We start from the raw sequence: 17,351 nt of genomic DNA on the forward strand, positions 1-17,351 counted from the left end.
ACCCTTCCGGGGTTCGGTTTGTGACCCTCCTCAAGGTCACGTCGGGCAGTGGACCGGCCCTCCTCCGAGCCGGTCCACCGACTCGGTACTACGTGCAGGCGCCAGTGGCGGTGACTACGCCGCCGGCGGCGAGGGTGATCGTGTAGCCGTCACCGACCGGCTGTTCGCGGAGCATCTGGTCCGCGCCGACCGTCAGCTGGAGCCAGCCGGCGGGACCTGCGTCGGGGTACACGCCCTTCTTCGCGTAGTACGCCTCGACGGCGACCTGAACGGTCTTCTTGTCGGTCTTGCAGGCGGCCGCGTTGCCGCGGTCCTGGATGCCGCTGACCGCGAACACGACGATCCCGGACAGCACTCCCAGGATGACGATGACGATCAGCAACTCGATCAGGGTGAAGCCGGACTCCGAGCGCTTGCGGGCACGGACACGTCGGGTCGGTTGGTCGGGGTCGGGCAGGTTGTGGGCGTGCTGGCGGATTCGGGCGGCCTCGACGGCGGCCCGAAGGCGGTGGCTCATGGTGCTTCCTTTGCAGAGGCTCCGGCAGGCGACGGAGACGGGGTCATGCAGGCGCGACAGCGCGGACGACCGGCACGCGCTCGACCCCTGTAAATCCAGCGCGGCCCGCTCGCATTCCCCCCGGAATGCTTCCGGTACGCCGGGTCGGCGCACCTTGCTGCCGCGTCAAAGACTTGCCCTTGTGGGATCGCTGCCACAGCGGGTGAACGGCTGGTCTCACTGGCCGTTCACCCGACGGATGTCAGCCGAACGGCTGACGGCATTCGATCAAGCGTTTCGCCTGCTGAGGGGCAACTCTGCTCCGGGCTCGGCCGGCCGTCGGTTACTTGCTGGCGGCGCCAATCGCCTGGCCTGGGGTTTACGCCGAGACGGACAGTTGGCGCTCGATCAGGCCGAGGCGCAAGGCGGTCATGATCGCCTGGGCGCGATTGCAGGCGCCGAGCTTCTCGTACAGCCGGGCCACGTAGGTCTTGGCCGTCGACGGGCTGACGAACATCGACCGGGCGATGGCCGGCACGGACATCCCGTCGGTCAGCAACGCCAGTACCTGCTGCTCTCGCGGGCTCAGCGTCAGACCGACCATGACGGAGTTCCGGCGACCGAGCGCACCGGCCAGACCGGTCGCCGTGAAGGAGCAGGCGGCCACTGCCGCGTGCCGGATCGCGGCCAGCACCTCGACATTGGGCGCCGTCTTGCAGACGAAGGCCGAGACGCCCGTCTCCAGCGCCCGGAACAGCACGTCATCCTCGGTGTTCGAGGTCAGTACGACGATGCCGAGTTCGGCGTACCGGTCGCGCAGTTCCGCGGCGATCCGCAGCCCGTCGCCGTCCGGCAGGGCGACGTCGAGCACGACGACATCAGGAACGGCGACTGCCACGACCGCAGCGGCCTCCGCCGCCGTACCGCACTCGCCCACCATCTCGATGTCATCGGCCCCGGCCACCAGACCGACCAGGCCGTACCGTGTGAGCGTGTGACCGTCGATGACCACGACCGTGATTGACTTCGCCATGTTTCCCCCCGGCTGTCATTGCTCTCCGTGACAGGCGAGCAATTGATGGCGACAGATTCGCTGATGAAGGTTACTGAACGCGCAATTAACCTTCTGTAACTATGATCGCTCAGAATCCACGATGTGTTACGCCTCTCAAACAGGTGTTTTCCACCGTTACGAACAGGATTGCAGTTACTCAGTGCCACTGAGCGGGAGGATCTACGCATGGTCGTCGCCCTGCTACTGCTGGTGTTCCTGCTCGGCCTCGCCGTCGGCTCATTTCTCAACGTAGTCATCCACCGGGTGCCCCGCGGCGAGTCCGTCGTCACCCCGGCTTCCCGCTGCCCCCGCTGCGGTACGCCGATCCGCGCGCGCCACAACCTGCCGGTCCTGGGCTGGCTGATCCTCCGCGGCCGCTGCGCCGACTGCGGTACGCCGATCAGCGCTCGCTACCCACTGGTCGAGCTCGGAACGGGACTCCTGTTCGCCGCGCTCACCTGGCGCCTGGACCGACTCGGCCGGCTGCCCGCCGCACCGGCGTACTTGTGGTTCGCCGCGATCGGGATCTCCTTGGCATTGATCGACCTGGAGCTGCGGAAGTTGCCGAACGCAATCGTGCTGCCGTCGTACCCGGTGATCGCCGTGCTGCTGACGGGCGCCGCCGCCTGGCAACACGATTGGTGGCCGTTGGCAAGGGCCGGCCTCGGAGCAGCTTTGTTGTTCGGCTTCTTCCTGCTGCTCGTGCTGATCGCCCCAGCCGGGATGGGCTGGGGCGACGTCAAGCTCGCCGGATTGCTGGGCGGCGTACTGGCCTATCTGTCCTGGTCCGCCTTGCTGATAGGCGGATTCAGCGCCTTCGTGCTCGGCGCTGTCGTCGGTATTGCTGCGATGTCGGTCGGCCGGGCCGGGCGCAAGACGGCGCTACCCTTCGGCCCTTTCATGATCGCCGGCGCGCTGCTGGCAATCTTCTTCGCCGACCCGCTGGCCGCCGCTTGGCGCCGGCTGATGGGCTGAATTCAACCGGCCGCCGCCAGCTCCTCGCTGATCAGGCCGAGCCGTACGCCGGCCATCAACGCCTGCGCCCGGTTGGACGCGCCCAGCTTCTCGTAAACCCTGGCGACATAGGTCTTCGCCGTCGAAGCGCTCACGAAGATCCTGCCCGCGATGGCCGGGATCGTCAGCCCTCTCCCGAGCAGGACGAGGACCTCGGTCTCGCGCGGACTCAACACTGTCACCGGCGCAGCCAATTGCCTGCGGGCGAAGGCCTGCCCGAGCCCGCTGGCGAGGAAGGACCTCGACGAGACGGCCGCATGCCTGATCGCAGCCAGCACCTCGGCGATCGGCGCGGTCTTGGTCACGAACGCCGACACCCCCAGCTCCAGCGCGCGGAACAGTACGTCGTCCTCCCCGTTGGACGTCAGCAAGACAATGCCGAGCCGCTCGTCCCGATCCCGCAACTCCCGCGCGATCAACAACCCGTCCGCATCAGGCAACGCGGTGTCCAGCACCACCACATCAGGCCGCACCGCCTCAACCAGCCCCACGGCCTCACCCCCGAGCCCGCTGTCCCCCACGACCTCGATGTCCCCCAGCCCACCCACTACTCCCAGCAACCCGAACCTCGTCAACGTATGCCCGTCAACGATCACAACCCTGATCCGCTCAGTCATGAACCTCACCCCCGTGAGCGTCACCCTAGGTAACACCTGCGGGCCCGGACCAGGGACTTTAGTCCCTAGTTCAAGCCACGAACCGAGACTCCCAGGTATCACAATCAGTAACCCCGGGGCGCCGTCATCCAGGCCGGGACCAACTGAGAATCGTCACTTGCCGGGCGCCTGCATGAGGGGTCGTCGGATCGCTGTCCACCAGCGCCACCTTGGACCGCAGTACCGGTGAGCCGGCTGGACTACAGGTTGGAGACTTCGGGCAGATGTAGACGGAGAGGTACATGCTGAAGACGAAGCCCGGGGAGTCGTCCGGCACCTCGATCACCACACCCGTGTACGAGAAGCTGCCGGTCTCCTTGACCCACAGAGAGCGCGAGATGACCCCGAACCGGAAGACCTGTTCGGCCGCGTTGTTCAAGGTGATGTCGAGCGCAGCCTTCGGCGCGTACGTCGTGCCTTGCACATAGAACTGGTTACCGGAGTTGTTCACCGCAGTGACCAACGAGCAGTTGGCAGCAGCCTCACCACCCCCGGCATAGGGGGTGCTAGTGACGCAACCACTGGACCCGCGGAAGGCCGGCGGCACGAACGTGAGCTCGATCCGGAGCGAGTCGATCCGCTCGATGCCGGGGTGCTTGAGGACTGCGCTGTAGGCGACCTTGCCGCCGGCGTACGTCCCCTTGTTGACCAACTGGGCCAGCGTTCCGGTCCCGCCCTGAAGGATGTCGATCGAGTCCGTGTGCATCGCCGTGTCGTTGTAGCTGGGCACCGTCACCGTGTACGGCGTGCCGCCCGTGGGGCTGAGTTGTACGGACAGGCTGTCCTGGGTCGATCCGGCAGAGTTGCCGTGCACGGCGACGAGCTTGGCAGAGGTCAGCACGGAACCTTCAGGTATGGCGCTCGACGGCGGGTAGCCCTTGACCGTGACCGTCCCTGTCTGGGTGCTGTTCCCAGCCTTGGTCCAGGTCGCCAATTGGCCGTCGGGCGCGGCGATGTTGGCCGCATTCGTGAACGCGCCCGCGGTGTCGACCGCGGTCATTGCCAGCGCGTCGACGCCGGTCCAACTCGTCGGCGTGTCAGCTCCGGACTTCAGGCCGTAGATCGCTACCGGCGCCTTGTCCACGTGGTAAGTGCCGCAGATCTCGACTTCACCGGCTTTCACCGCGAAGCGGCTGTCGGCGCCGAAGATGAACTGCACACCGACCGCGGAGGCGTTCTTGATCGGGTTGTCGCAGGAGCCTGGAATGGTGGCGGGCACCGGTGGACTGGCGATGACGGCGCCTGCGGTGTTGACCGGTGTGCCGGCGACCAGCTGGCCGTCGTTGACCGTCCACGTGTTGCCGTCAGGTCCTGCCGGCAACAAGGGGTTGGAGTTCACCCCGTTGTTGCGGAAGTCGAAGTAGTACACGCCCGGTTTGAACCACCACGTGCTGTGCTTGCAGGAGCTGTTGCCCTGCATCATGCTGTTCAGTCCGACCACGTCGTCGTAGGTGCCAGGCAGGAAGGTCACCACCGAGTTGGCTGCTGTACAGGACGGCAGGTTGCGGTGAACCGGTGGGTCCGTTGCCGCAGGCGCGTAGTTCGGGTCGTCGCCCAAGACGTTCGGCGTACTGCCGTAGTTGCAGGACTTCGTCGGTGTGCTCTGGATCGTTCCGGAGCAGGAGGTCCGGGCCCAGACAGATGCGTTGGTGTTCAGCGTGCCGTTGACGACGTTGAGGTTCGAGTTGGAGAAGACGTTGCCGCGGACCCGGAAGGTCGAGCCGGTCGGTTGCTGGATGTTGACGCCGTCTTCGCCGCTGATCTTGCCCAGGGTGAGGATCGCGTTGCCCGGTCGGTTGCACTGTGACAGCGACGGACACTGGATCAGCACCTTCTTCGGATCCGCGGCGCAGGTCACCGCCGCGGAGTCGGCGCCGTAGAAGCCGTTCAATTGCAGGGTGTTGGAGGCACCGAAGCAGTTCTGGCCGGCAGCGTCGTTGTAGGTGCTGTTGCGGAGGTTGTTGATCGACGCCTGCAGTGCACCGTCCGCGTTGTAGGTTGCGGCAGCCTGGTCGCGTAGGCCCACCGTCTCCCGGATGCTGGTGTCAGATCGGGTCAGCAAGGCGGCCAGTCCGAGGGCGATCACCGTGACGAGGATCAGGACCAGGACCAGCGCGGCACCGTCCTCCCGGTGGGCGCGAGTGAACCGGGACTTCATGACTGCCTCCGCTGACCGTTGAGCGTGATCGGGTAGTCGCCGACCGAGGGCTTGGTCGCCATCAGGCGAAGGGTGATCTCGTTCGGCACATCCGCCGACTCGCAGGTCGATGAACAGGTCACCGTGACGCTGCCTGACTTCACGTTGTGCGCGATCGGTACGTCGACCGGGGTGTCGCTGCCGGAGCACTTCAGCCGGTGCAGTTCGATCGAGCCGGCCACGGTCTTCAGGTAGTAGGCGATGACCACCGTCTTCGGGCTTGTCATCGAGTCCGCCGGGTCCCAGGAGTCGGACAGCAACCGCACCGAGGCGGTCGGCGTACCGACTGCTCCACACGTGTAGCCACCTTGGTTGTAGGCCGCGTTCAATTGGACGGACGGCTTGAACGGAAGGGAGTTGCCATTGACGTTGTCGTAGTCGCGGATGCCGACGGCCGCTACGTCACGGGCGAAGTACGACGAACTGAGCTGGGCGTCATGCGACAAGTCCATCCGCTCTTCGGTGGTCGTGGTGTTCTTCAAAGCGCTGATCACAACGCCGGACAGGGGGATCGCGATGATGCCGATGATGACGATCGCCACCAGCAACTCGACCAGGGTGAACCCGCCCTCGGAGCGGACTCGGTCTCTTAGCTGCATAGGTCATCCCCCAGCCTGCAGGGCTTACGCAGTACGACGACCAGCTGCTCGTTCGCCCGGCTGTCGTCGCTGTTAGCCTGGATCGTCAGCTTCTGCAGACCTTTGTCCGTCGTACAGGTCGGCTGCCACGTGCTGCCATCCCAGTACCGGATCGATCCTGCGACAACCGAGTGCTGGAAGCCCGTGGGGTTGGTGAAAGAACCGAGCGCGTACGGCGCCGGCGACGCGCAGCTGTCGACATAGTGGCCGTCGGCAACGTATTTCTGCAATGCCTCGGCGTAGTCGCGGACCGCGGTGCCGGCGGTTGCCTGTTTGCGGTGGATGTCGGACATCAGGACGCTCGTGGTGAGGCCCGCCATCAGGGCTACCGCAGCGATGCCCATGATCGCGACGGCCAGCAGCATCTCGACCAGGGTCTCCCCTCGCTCGTCGGCGACCCGGTGGCGGCCGGACATCAGCCCTGGACCTGACGGAAGATGCCGTACATCGCCGACACCAGCGCCACGGCGACGAAGCCGACGACGACACCCATCACGATGATGACGGCCGGCTCGAACAGGCCGATCAGCTTCTTCAGCTTGTAGTCGAGCTCGCCTTCGTAGTACTCCGCGGTGACTTCCAGCTGGGTGTCAAGCGTTCCGGTGTCCTCGCCGACGCGCATCATCTGCGCCGCAGTGGTCGGGAACAGGCCGGTAGCTGCGAGTGGGCGTGCCAGCCCTTCGCCCTCGAGCAGTGCCTCACCGGCTCCGCCGAGAGCGCGCCGGAAGACGAGGTTCGGCAATGAACCGGTCGCGACCCGCAGAGCCTCGGGAAGCTGCACACCGGCGCCGACCATTGACGCGAGGATCCGGCAGAACCTCTCGACCAGAGCGAACCGGATGGTGCCACCGACCACTGGGAGTGCCAGAAACACCCTGTCCCGGGCGTAGCGACCCCCTTGCGTTCTCGTGACGGCGAAGAAGATCAGTGCCAGGATCGCCACCCCGAGGCCGACGGCCCACCACCAGGCGGTGAGGAAGTCCGTGACGGCGAGCAGCATCCGGGTCGGAAGCGGCAGCTCGGCGTGCAGGCTCGCGAAGAACTCCTTGAACCGTGGCAGTACGAAGGCTGCCAGCACGACCACGGTCACCAGCGACATGAGCGCCACGATGGTGGGGTAGATCATCGCCTGCTTGACCTTGCGGCGTGCTTCCAGGTCCCGCTCGAGGTACTTCGCCAGTTGGGAAAGCACAGTATCGAGCTGACCGCTGAGCTCTGCCGATCGCAGGATCCCCCGATAGAACTCGGGGAAGATCTTGGGGTGCCGGTCGAAGCAGTCCGAGAGCTTCTCGCCCCCACGGAGTCCCTCTTCGACCTCGGCCATCATCCGGCGTACGGAGTTGTTGTCGGCTTCCTGGCCGAGGCTGTGCACGGCGTCGATCAGCGGCAGACCCGCCTTGATGAACGCGCCGAGCTGGCGGGACAGGTGCATGACCTCCTCGCGCTTGACCTTGCGCGCGGTGATCTCCAACTGGAGCACGCCCGGCTTCTCGGTCACGCGGATGTCGCGGAGCTCCCGCTCGTACAGAGCCAGCTCCGCCTCCTCGCGGGAGTCTGCCTTCGTGATCCCCTTGGCCCGCTGGCCGTCGGGGGCGATGGCGACGTACGCAAACCTGGTCATCTCAGCTCCCGACCACATAGATGGAACGAATGACCTCGGCGATGGTCGTCACTCCGGCGCCGACCAACCGGACGGCTTCTTCTTGCAGGGTTCGCATTCCCTCGTACCGCGCGGCCTTGCGGATCTCGTCGTGGGACGCTCGATCGACGATCAACTCGCGGATCGCGTCGGAGACCGGCATCAGTTCGTAGACACCGGTCCGTTCCAGGAAGCCGGTGTGCGAGCAGAAGTTGCAACCCGCTCCGCGGACGAGGCCGCCGATCGGGACCTGACCACCGAAGGTGGCCATGAACGCGACCTCTTCAGCAGGTGGCTGGTAGGTCTCGCGACAGTTGTCACAGATCCGGCGGACAAGCCGCTGGGAGACGACCGCGCTGATCGACGAGGCGATCAGAAAGTTCTCGATACCCATGTCCAGCAGGCGATGCAGGGCAGTGGCGGCGTCGGTCGCGTGCAGCGACGAGAGGACGAAGTGACCAGTCAGGGCGGACTGTACGGCGATCCGCGCGGTCTCGACGTCGCGGATTTCACCGACCAGGATCACGTCGGGGTCCTGCCGCAGGATCGACCGGAGTCCGCCGGCGAAGGTGATGCCGGCCGACTCGTTGATCTGGATCTGATTGATCGAGGAGAAGGTGTACTCGACCGGGTCCTCGATGGTCATGATGTTGCGCTCAGGATTGTTGATCTCGCCAAGCGAGCCGTAGAGCGTGGTTGTCTTGCCACTGCCGGTCGGCCCCGCGCAGATCACCATTCCGTATGGCGACCTGATCAGACTGGAGTAGCGCTCGGCCATGTCGGCCGGCATCCCGAGCTGCTCGAGCTTGAACAGCGGACGACTCTTGTCCAGCAGCCGCAGTACGACCTTCTCACCACCCACCACGGCAGTCGTCGAGACGCGGATATCGACCTCGCGGCCTTCGACGTCCATGCTGATCTGCCCGTCCTGCGGGCGGCGCCGCTCGACGATGTTGAGGTCGGCAAGGATCTTGATCCGGCTGACCACCGCGGGACCGATCGATCCGGGCAGTTCGAGCTGATCGTGCAGGGCACCGTCGACGCGGAAGCGGATCCGTACTCGGTCGTCGTGCGGTTCGATGTGTACGTCGGACGCGCGGTCGCGGAGGGCCTGGGTGATGATCAGCTGGACAACCTGGACGACCGGAGCATCGTCGTTCGCGGACGCCATCTCGACCCGGTTGGAGTCCTTGCGGATCACGTCCCTGGCCTCGAACATCTTCAGCCGCGAGTCGATCCCGCTCAGTGCCCGGAAGTTGTTGCCGATGGCACTGAGGATGTCGGTCGGTGCGGCGATACGTAGTACGAGACGCCGGTCGACGACTGCGCGCAACTCGGTCTCGACCTCCGGGTCGGCGACCGCGACGATGAGCTGGTGCTCGTCCACCGCCAGCGGGATCGCAGTGAGCGCACGGGCAGTTTGCTCGTCGAGCAGAGCCACCGCCGCGGGATCGGGGCTGACTGTGCGCAGGTCGACCTGCGCCAGGCCGTGCTGTTCGGCGATCTGCCTGGCCCGGTTGCGCTCGATCTGCAGGTCTTCGGCTGTCGCTGCCGGACGTACCTCGGGTCGCGCGATCACGTCGACGGCGGCCGCGGTCTCTTCGCGTTTGCGGTGCCTCATGCCGGCACTCCTGCCCGCAGCCGGGGCCGCGTCTCGATGTCCTTGGGGTAGAGGCTGCGCGCGGCCGCGTCGTCGTACGAGACCGTCCCTGCTTGCACCAAAGACGACAGGGATTGCTCTAGCGTGAGCATGCCTTCGCGCTGGCCGGTGACCACGGAGTTGCGCAGCTGGTGCGTCTTGCCTTCTTTGATCAGGTTGCGGATCGCTGAGTTCGCGGCGAGTACTTCGTACGCGGCGATCAGGCCGCCGCCGACTCGCGGGATCAAGCGCTGGTAGACGACGCCGCTGAGTGCTGCGGCGAGCTGGACGCGGACCTGCGACTGCTGCTCCGGCGGGAAGACGTCGATGATGCGGGCGATCGACTGAGCTGTGTCGTTGGTGTGCAAGGTGGCGAAGACCAGGTGGCCGGTCTCGGCGATGGTGAGGGCGAATCGGATCGATTCGAGGTCACGCATTTCGCCGACCAGCAGGACGTCTGGGTCTTCGCGGAGAGCTGAGCGGAGTGCGTCCGGGAAGGAGGCGGTGTCGCTGCCGACCTCGCGCTGATTCACCGCGGAGCGCTTGTGTTCGTGGACGTACTCGATCGGGTCCTCGATGGTGATGATGTGGCAGGCGCGGTCGGTGTTGATCTGGTTGATCACCGCGGCGAGGGTGGTCGACTTGCCGGATCCGGTCGGGCCGGTGATCAGGACGAGGCCTTGGTGCTGCTTGGCGAAGTCGCTGAGAATCGGCGGTAGCCCGAGTTCGGCCATCGTCGGAATGTTGCGCGGAATCATCCGGAGCGCGACCGTGCTGTCTCCGCGCTGACTGAACGCATTGCCGCGGATGCGGGCGTTGTCGCGCCAGGAGAAGGAAAAGTCGAGCTCGAAGGTGTTGCACCAGGCATCGGCCTGCGTGGGTGTGAAGAGCTCGGTGAGCAGTTCGTCGGTGTCGTCGTGCGTCAGAACCTTGGTGTTGATGACGGGGTGCAGTTCGCCGTGGACGCGGATCTGCGGTGGCATGCCCACGGTGAGCAGCAGGTCGGTGCCGCCGGCGTTCCAAAGCTCCTCCAGCAGCACGTCGACGCGGCTACCGCGAGCAAGACCTTTCATGAGATGTCCTTTAGGTGAGGCGGTGGAACACTGCCGGGAAGGGCCCTTGGGGGTCTGCCCTCCCCGGCAGTGGTCGGGAGGTGGCGGGGAGGCTTCAACTCCTGCCCCGCCACCGAGATCGATCGATCAGGTGCAGGCGCCGGCGGCGGTAACCGTTCCGGTGTCGTCGGACAACGTGATCAGGTAGCCGCCGTCAGCGATCGTCGCCGTCGGCGCTGCGCGGAGGAACTGGTTGGGAGCCGTGGTCAGCTTGGCGAACCGGGCTGCCGAGTCGGCTCCAGTCGGATAGCCGCCGGTCTTGGCGTAGTACGCCTCGACGGCGGTGATGACCGACGACTTGTCCGTCTTGCAGGCCGCCGCGTTGCCGCGGTCGTTGATGCCCTGCACGGCGAAGACGACGATGCCGGAGAGGACGCCGAGGATGACGATGACGATGAGGAGTTCGATCAGGGTGAAGCCGGATTCGTTCTTCCGGGCCGTGCGTAGTTGCTGAAGCATGATGGATCGCTTTCTGTTCAAGGGAATTTGAAGGTTGAGTTGGTGGCTAGCCGGGTGGCGGGTCGCGGCTGCACCTCCCGTCGCTGGGGAGGAGGGCGGCTGCGAGATGCCGGATGGCGAGGCTGACCGGGTGGTCACGGTCGGCTGCCACGAGTGGTTCGCCTCGGTTGATCGAGGCCGGTACGCCGTTCCAGCTGGGCAGGTGGCTCGCGATCGGGCTTCTGACCAGTTCGTCCAAGACGCTGGCGGGTAGGTCCGCCGCGGCGTCCGAGCGGTTGACCACGATCGATCGCGTGGTCCGGTCGTACTGCAGGAGGTCGAGCATGTCGATCGTCGCCCGCAGGTTCTTCAGCGCCGGGCGGTCCGGAGTCGTCACCAGGACGTGGTGGTCCGCGGCGTCGAGGGCCGCGAGGACCTGCGTGCTGAATCGGCTAGGCGTGTCCACCACGACGAAGTCGTAGAGCAGCGGGAGCAGCTCCAGCAGCCGGCTGACCAGCGAGACCGGAATCAGGCCGGCTTCACCGGGACGAGTCGGGGCGAGCAAGCAGTCGAACCCGGGCCGGTACGACGTCATCAGCTTGAGGACAACGGCAGCCGCGAGGTCGCCGTACGGCGGGTTGCCGGGCGACCCGTCGTCGCGATACGACCCTTCGCCCTGCGCAAGATCCCCGTACGACGTGCCGCCGGCCGCGTCGGCCGAGAGCGCGTCCGCCATGCTGCGTTCGGACCGCAGACCGAGTACGCCGGCGACGTCGCCGAACTCGAGGTCCAGGTCGAAGATGCAGACCCGGTGCGCGCCGCGATCGTGCAGGACGGCAGCGAGGTTGGTCGCCAACGTGGTCTTGCCGCAGCCGCCCTTGGCCGCGAAGACCGTGATGACCTGTCCGCTCGCCATTCCGCACCCCCCGCCCCGTTTGGAGGGAGTCGACACTCTCTGTTACTGACTCGGGCGTCGATCCCGCCTCAAGAGTGAGTCTCGGGCGAATTCCGTCACAGCGGGTGAACGGGCGACAGAGGTCTACAACCGGGTGGGCCGATCGGACGACCGTTGTCCCCCGAACGGCCGACAGACAAAGCGCGAAGTCAGCCCTGTGGCGCGGAGCGGCTACTTGGTGGCGTCGTAGGTTTCGCGGGCGGTGGCTACCTTGTCCATGTGGCATTCGGCCCAGGATTTTATGTGCAGGATGAGGGGCATCAGGGTCAGGCCGAGAGGGGTTAGTTCGTAGTCGACTCGGACCGGGACCGAGGGGGTGACCTCGCGGCTGACCAGGCCGTCGCGTTCCAGGTTGCGGAGGGTTTGAGTGAGCATCTTCTGGCTCACGCCGGCGATGCGGCGGGACAGGTCGGAATACCGCGCCGGGCCGTCCCCGAGGGCCGAGATGACGAGGGTGACCCACTTGTCGCTGATCCGGTCGACCAACTGGCGGGCTGGGCACGAGGCGAGGTAGGCGTCGTACTCGCGGGCCAGTTCTTCCCGCTGCTGGGCGGCGTTACGAGTCGGCATGCTCTCCCCTGGGTTCGGTACGCACGTCAAAGTGCCTACTTCCGAAAAGAGAGTAACTCTCCAAGAGTGGTGGCATCAACCTTCGACACAGAGGAGAAGCACTCCGATGCGCGCACTCGTGGCCCGCCGCCTGGACGGGCCGGCAACCGCTGAGCTGATCGAGACCCCGACCCCGGAGCCGGGCGCGGGCCAGGTCCGGATCAAGGTGGCAGCGGCGGCCGTCAACCCGGTCGACATCGCGACCACCGACGGGACGCTGATCAACTACAACCTCACTGCCCCACGGGAGCAGTTCGGCATCGGCTGGGACGTCGCCGGGACCGTCGACGCGGCCGGCCCCGGCGCCGATCTGCCAGTCGGTACTGCGGTCATCGGGGTCGCCGACCTGCTCGGCCGGCCGTTGAAGACGCACGCCGAGTACGTCGTACTGAACGCGTCGGCCGTTGCGCCTGCACCGGCTGGTCTGCAGCTCGCAGAAGCCTCCACCTTCGGGCTGAACGCATTGACTGCCCACCAAGCGTTCAACGCGATGGCCTTGACGCCCGGGCAGACGGTGCTCGTCACTGGTGCTGCCGGAGGAGTCGGTGGCTACGCAGTCGAGCTAGGTAAGCACCGCGGGCTGACAGTGGTCGCCACAGCAGGTGAAGACGACGAGCAGTTCGTCCGGTCGCTTGGTGCGGACCACTTCGTACCCCGTTCAGCTGACGTCACTGCAGCGGTCCATGCGCTGTTCCCGGCTGGTGTGGACGGCTTGGTGGACGCAGCTGTGATCGGAATCGGCGCACAAGAGTCGGTGCGCAACGGCGGCGTACATGCGCACGTGGTCGCTGGGCCGCCGCCGACTTCGCTGCGGGGCATCACGGTGTTCCCCATCTTCGCCAACGCCAACAGGGCCGACCTGGTGGAGCTGGTGCGGTTGGCCGAGGCGGGCGTCATTTCGACGCGGGTCGCCGACACCTACTCGCTGGAGGACGGCCCGACGGCGTACGAACGACTGGCCAAGGGTGGCGTTCGCGGGCGGCTCGTGCTCATTCCCTGATCGCCTGCAAGAGCCGGAGTGCGACCTGTACGTCGAGGGCGCGCTCCGGCTGCTGCCAGCCGTCACCAAGCAGCGCGGTGACGCGGTCCAGCCGCTGCTGCACTGTATTGGGATGGAGGTGGAGCGCACCTGCTGCCCTCGTGGGGCTCTGCCCAGCAGCGAAGTACGCCCGCAAGGTTCCGATGAGGTCTGTGCCTCGCTGCTCGTCGTAGTCCAGTACTGCGCCCAGCAGGTGGCGCACGTGGGCTTGTACGTCGACCTGTGCAGCACCGATGAGCCCAGCAACTCCGAGATCGTCTGGAGCAGCGGCTTCGGCCGACTTACCCAGGCGGCGCATGGTGGTGACGAGCCGGGTTGCTTGCTGGTGGGCTTCGACAAGCGTTGGCCCCCAGGTCGCCGGTCCGGTGACGCCGATGGTGAGGTTGGAACGGCGAGCCAGGTCGTTGAGCTCGCCTGCCATGGTGGGGCTTTGGAGTATGAGGACGAAGTCACCGGCGTACGGGCCGGCTAGCACGAGCTTGTCTTCCAGTGGGGCGGAGAGGCGTACTGCGCTGTGGTCTCCTCGGCACACGGCTACCACTAGCTGGCCAGAGGTTGGCGGAGGTGGGTCAAGCAGGCGAAGGCGGTCTACGAGAGCGCGCGGGTCCGTAGTACCGCTGAGTGCGTCCGCGAGGATGTCGGCTCGTGCGCGGCGTGACTGTTCGGCTGCTTGGCGGCGGAAGAGCAGGACGAGGGCGGTGACGACGGCAGCACGTTCGACGATCCGCTGGTCTGCACCTGACAGCTCGTCGACCCCGCCGATCACCAGTGCTCCGAGTCGCTCGCCCTTGGCGGTCGCCGCCACGACCCAGCGGTCACCGATGCGGGTCAATCGCCCGGACACCGGTGAATCCGCCCAGGGGATGCCGCCGGCCGGCTCCGAGGGGGCATTGTGGCCTGCGGTTGCGAGTTGGTTGCCGGTGGCATCTACCAGGACGACCCAGACGTCGAGGAGGTCGGCGAGAGCGGCCGCGATGGCATCGACGTCGCCGCCGGACAGGACGATCTCGGCGAATCGGTCGTGGGCCGCGGCGGCGTGCTCAGCACCGGCATGGGCGGCGGACAGTTGCTCCAGCGCGGCCGCCGTCTCGGCCGCGGCACGCACCTGCACGATCGTGACAGCGGCGAGCGTTGCTAGCGATCCGAGCAGTGATACCTCTTCGCGACTGAACGGCCGGCGCGTCCGATTGGAGGCGAAGAGCACACCCACGAAGGCACCCTCGACGATGAGCGGCGTGCCGCAGATCGCGACCAGCCCCTCCTCCCCGACCGCGTCGTCGATCGAGGAGGTGTGCCGGAACCGTCGGTCACTCGGATAGTCCTCGGTCCAATAAGGCTTGTAGGTCTTGGCGACCAGGCCGCCAAGACCGGCACCGAGCGGCAGCCGCAACTGCTGGAAGGCGGCCGACACAGAGCCGTCGGTGGCTCGCATATAGGTGTCGCCCTGCGCCGCGTCGTACAAGGTCAGGTAAGCGACATCGGTGCCGATCAGGGTGCGGGCGCGGTGCACGATCGTGTCGAGGACGCGGCCGGGATCGCGGGCAGAGGCCAGCTCGCGAGCAACGTCGACGAGGGCCGAGAGTTCCGCCTCGCGCTTCTTGCTCGCGGCCAGCAACTGCCGCAGATCCTCCATCTGCGCGATCATGCCACTCCCGTCTCCCGCGTCCCTTATGTCCGAAGAACCGCGGGTCCAGCCCCACGTTCCTTCGGACGCAACGGACCTGGCGGGGAGGTCACAGGGTGGTGAGGTCTCGGCGGGAGGTTTCGGCGTACGAGGTGACCGCGACGATCGAGATCACCGCGCAGATCGCGACGTACACGGAGATCGCGAAGCCGGAGTCGTAGGCCTTGAGCAGGGCGACCGCGATGAACGGGGCGAGTCCACCGGCGATGATCGAGGCGAGCTGATAGCCGACCGACACCCCGGAGTACCGGACCCTGGTGCCGAACAGCTCGGTGAAGAAGGACGCCTGCGGTCCGTACATCGCGCCGTGCAGGATCAGCCCGACCGTGACGGCCAGCGCGGCCAGTGCGAAGTTCTTCGTGTTCACCAGTGCCACGAAGACGAACGCCCAGATCCCGACGCCGATCGCGCCGAAGAGGTAGACCGGTTTGCGGCCGATCCGGTCGGACAGGGCGCCCCACAACGGGATCGCGCAGAAGTGGATCGCGGCACCGATCAGTACGGCGTTCAGCGCGAACGACTTGTCCAGCTTCAGGTGTTCCTTCGCGTACGTCGCGATGACGATCGTGAAGATGTAGTAACTGACGTTCTCCGCCATCCGGGCGCCCATCGCGGTGAGCACCTCGCGCGGGTACTTGGTGATGACCTCGATGAACGGCAACTTGTCCGTCGGTTCCTGCTTCGCCTTCGCCTGCTTGAACAGTGGCGACTCCTCGATCCGCAACCGCACCCAGAGCCCGACCAGCACCAGTACCGCGGACAGCAGGAACGGGATCCGCCAGCCCCACTTGTCGAACGCGGCATCGTTCTGGAAGGCGGCCAGCCCAGCCAGTACGCCGTTCGCGATCAGCTGACCTGCAGGAGCACCCGCCTGCGGCCACGACGACCAGAAGCCCCGCCTCGCTGGGTCACCATGCTCCGACACGATCAGTACTGCGCCACCCCACTCACCGCCGAGCGCGAACCCCTGGATGAGGCGCAGCACCGTCAGCAGGATCGGCGCCAGCGCACCGACCTGCGCGTACGTCGGCAGCAGCCCGATGGCGAACGTGGCCAGCCCCATCATCAGCAGGGACAGCACCAGCAGGTTCTTGCGGCCCAGCCGGTCGCCGAAGTGACCGAAGACGACACCGCCGATCGGACGGGCGAAGAAGCCGACGGCGAAGGTGGCGAAGCTCAGCAGCGTCCCGGTGAGCTCTTCGCCCTTGGGGAAGAACAGGTCGCCGAAGACGACGGACGCGGCCACGCCGTACAGGAAGAAGTCGTACCACTCGACCGTGGTGCCGATCAGGCTGGCGCCGACGACTCTGGCGATCGGGGTCCTCGTCCGGGTGGGTTCTGTTGATGTTGCCATCTCATGGCTCCTTTTAATGGGCGGTCCAGCCGCCGTCGAGGACGAGGGAACTCCCCGTGAGTGAGGCCGACGCGGGTCCGCACAGCAGTGCGACCAGCTCGGCCACCTCGGCCGGCTCGATCAGGCGCTTCACCGCGACTGGTTCGAGCAGGACCTTGTCCAGCACTTCCGACTCGGTCAGCCCGTGGGTGGCTGCCTGGTCGGCCAGCTGGGCCGTGACGAGCGGCGTACGGACGTACGCCGGGTTCACGCAGTTACTGGTGACTCCGTGGGCAGCACCTTCGAGTGCGACCACTTTGCTGAGCCCTTCCAGTCCGTGCTTGGCAGCGACGTACGCCGCTTTGAACGGGCTGGCCCTGAGTCCATGGACCGAGGAAATGTTGACCACTCGACCCCAGCCGCGGCCGTACATGTACGGCAAGGTCTGACGGATCAACCGGAACGGGGACTCCAGCATGAGGCGCAGGATGTAGCCGAAACGCTCCGGCGGGAACTGCTCGACCGGTGCGACCTGCTGGACGCCTGCGTTGTTCACCAGGATGTCGACGTCGACAGGGAGCCTGCTCAGCCCGTCCAGATCGGACAGGTCCGCCTGCAGTGGCTCTATCCCTGGGCCGAGGACCTCTGCCAGGCCGTCGGCGTCGTAGTCGACAGCGATCACGTGTACGCCGTCGGCAGCGAGCCGCTGGGCACAGGCGGCTCCGATTCCGGATGCGGCTCCGGTGACGAGTGCTCGACGGGTCTCCATGGCCCAGGACTCTAGAAATCCCCACCGCTGCGCACTATGGGATCGCAACACACACTCGGGTGACTCCTGGTGGGCCGAT

At 66.2% G+C, this 17,351-nt stretch carries 17 protein-coding genes; 2 read left to right on the top strand and 15 right to left on the bottom strand.

What is annotated here, in order from left to right:
- Positions 1-88: 88 nt before the first annotated feature.
- Entirely contained in the window at positions 89-517 is a 429-nt protein-coding gene (locus DIZ26_RS20775; protein ID WP_112243939.1) for a type II secretion system protein, read from the bottom strand.
- A gap of 358 nt (positions 518-875) precedes the next feature.
- On the bottom strand, positions 876-1,529 hold the full coding sequence (locus tag DIZ26_RS20780; RefSeq protein WP_112243941.1) for a response regulator transcription factor: 654 nt from the start codon (positions 1,527-1,529) through the stop codon (positions 876-878).
- Between the two features lie 207 nt (positions 1,530-1,736).
- Here DIZ26_RS20780 and DIZ26_RS20785 point away from each other — a divergent pair, with 207 nt between their 5' ends.
- Positions 1,737-2,525 (top strand): prepilin peptidase, encoded by a 789-nt coding sequence (locus tag DIZ26_RS20785; RefSeq protein ID WP_112243943.1) that lies wholly within the window; start codon positions 1,737-1,739, stop codon positions 2,523-2,525.
- 2 nt (positions 2,526-2,527) lie between these two features.
- Here the strand turns inward: DIZ26_RS20785 and DIZ26_RS20790 are convergent, their stop codons facing one another.
- From DIZ26_RS20790 to DIZ26_RS20835, 10 genes are all read right to left on the bottom strand, one after another.
- Positions 2,528-3,181 carry a response regulator transcription factor gene (locus tag DIZ26_RS20790; protein ID WP_112244486.1) on the bottom strand — a complete coding sequence of 218 codons (654 nt, stop codon included), beginning with the start codon at positions 3,179-3,181 and terminating at the stop codon, positions 2,528-2,530.
- 124 nt (positions 3,182-3,305) lie between these two features.
- Positions 3,306-5,378 (bottom strand): hypothetical protein, encoded by a 2,073-nt coding sequence (locus DIZ26_RS20795; RefSeq protein WP_112243946.1) that lies wholly within the window; start codon positions 5,376-5,378, stop codon positions 3,306-3,308.
- A complete protein-coding gene (locus tag DIZ26_RS20800) occupies positions 5,375-6,016 on the bottom strand; it encodes a PilW family protein (RefSeq protein ID WP_112243948.1) in 642 nt (213 codons plus the stop codon). The genes DIZ26_RS20795 and DIZ26_RS20800 overlap by 4 nt, the downstream gene beginning before the upstream one ends.
- Complete coding sequence (locus DIZ26_RS20805; RefSeq protein ID WP_112243950.1) at positions 6,007-6,471, bottom strand: type IV pilus modification PilV family protein; 465 nt, start codon at positions 6,469-6,471, stop codon at positions 6,007-6,009. Before DIZ26_RS20805 ends, DIZ26_RS20800 begins: the two co-directional genes overlap by 10 nt.
- Positions 6,471-7,676 (bottom strand): type II secretion system F family protein, encoded by a 1,206-nt coding sequence (locus DIZ26_RS20810; RefSeq protein WP_112243952.1) that lies wholly within the window; start codon positions 7,674-7,676, stop codon positions 6,471-6,473. The genes DIZ26_RS20805 and DIZ26_RS20810 overlap by 1 nt, the downstream gene beginning before the upstream one ends.
- 1 nt (position 7,677) lies before the next feature.
- Complete coding sequence (locus DIZ26_RS20815) at positions 7,678-9,315, bottom strand: GspE/PulE family protein (protein ID WP_112243954.1); 1,638 nt, start codon at positions 9,313-9,315, stop codon at positions 7,678-7,680.
- Entirely contained in the window at positions 9,312-10,406 is a 1,095-nt protein-coding gene (locus tag DIZ26_RS20820; RefSeq protein WP_112243956.1) for a type IV pilus twitching motility protein PilT, read from the bottom strand. The genes DIZ26_RS20815 and DIZ26_RS20820 overlap by 4 nt, the downstream gene beginning before the upstream one ends.
- Before the next feature lie 126 nt (positions 10,407-10,532).
- Positions 10,533-10,904 (bottom strand): type II secretion system protein, encoded by a 372-nt coding sequence (locus DIZ26_RS20825; RefSeq protein ID WP_112243958.1) that lies wholly within the window; start codon positions 10,902-10,904, stop codon positions 10,533-10,535.
- 46 nt (positions 10,905-10,950) lie between these two features.
- The gene (locus DIZ26_RS20830) at positions 10,951-11,799 is read right to left on the bottom strand and encodes an AAA family ATPase (protein ID WP_112243960.1); all 849 of its coding nucleotides are present in this window, start codon (positions 11,797-11,799) and stop codon (positions 10,951-10,953) included.
- A gap of 210 nt (positions 11,800-12,009) precedes the next feature.
- Positions 12,010-12,408 carry a winged helix-turn-helix transcriptional regulator gene (locus DIZ26_RS20835; RefSeq protein ID WP_112243962.1) on the bottom strand — a complete coding sequence of 133 codons (399 nt, stop codon included), beginning with the start codon at positions 12,406-12,408 and terminating at the stop codon, positions 12,010-12,012.
- 106 nt (positions 12,409-12,514) lie between these two features.
- On the opposite strand from DIZ26_RS20835, the gene DIZ26_RS20840 reads away from it, so the two are divergent.
- Entirely contained in the window at positions 12,515-13,447 is a 933-nt protein-coding gene (locus tag DIZ26_RS20840) for an NADP-dependent oxidoreductase (protein ID WP_112243964.1), read from the top strand.
- Here the strand turns inward: DIZ26_RS20840 and DIZ26_RS20845 are convergent.
- The 3 genes from DIZ26_RS20845 to DIZ26_RS20855 form a co-directional block, all read right to left on the bottom strand.
- The gene (locus DIZ26_RS20845; RefSeq protein ID WP_112243966.1) at positions 13,437-15,131 is read right to left on the bottom strand and encodes a helix-turn-helix domain-containing protein; all 1,695 of its coding nucleotides are present in this window, start codon (positions 15,129-15,131) and stop codon (positions 13,437-13,439) included. The two genes, DIZ26_RS20840 and DIZ26_RS20845, sit on opposite strands and share 11 nt — an antisense overlap.
- 88 nt (positions 15,132-15,219) lie before the next feature.
- Positions 15,220-16,524, bottom strand: coding sequence for an MFS transporter (locus tag DIZ26_RS20850; RefSeq protein WP_112243968.1), 1,305 nt, complete (start codon positions 16,522-16,524; stop codon positions 15,220-15,222).
- A gap of 13 nt (positions 16,525-16,537) precedes the next feature.
- A complete protein-coding gene (locus DIZ26_RS20855; RefSeq protein WP_112243970.1) occupies positions 16,538-17,272 on the bottom strand; it encodes an SDR family NAD(P)-dependent oxidoreductase in 735 nt (244 codons plus the stop codon).
- Positions 17,273-17,351 lie beyond the last annotated feature (79 nt).

The organism is Kribbella monticola (assembly GCF_003261635.1).
Taxonomy (GTDB): Bacteria; Actinomycetota; Actinomycetes; order Propionibacteriales; family Kribbellaceae; genus Kribbella; species Kribbella monticola.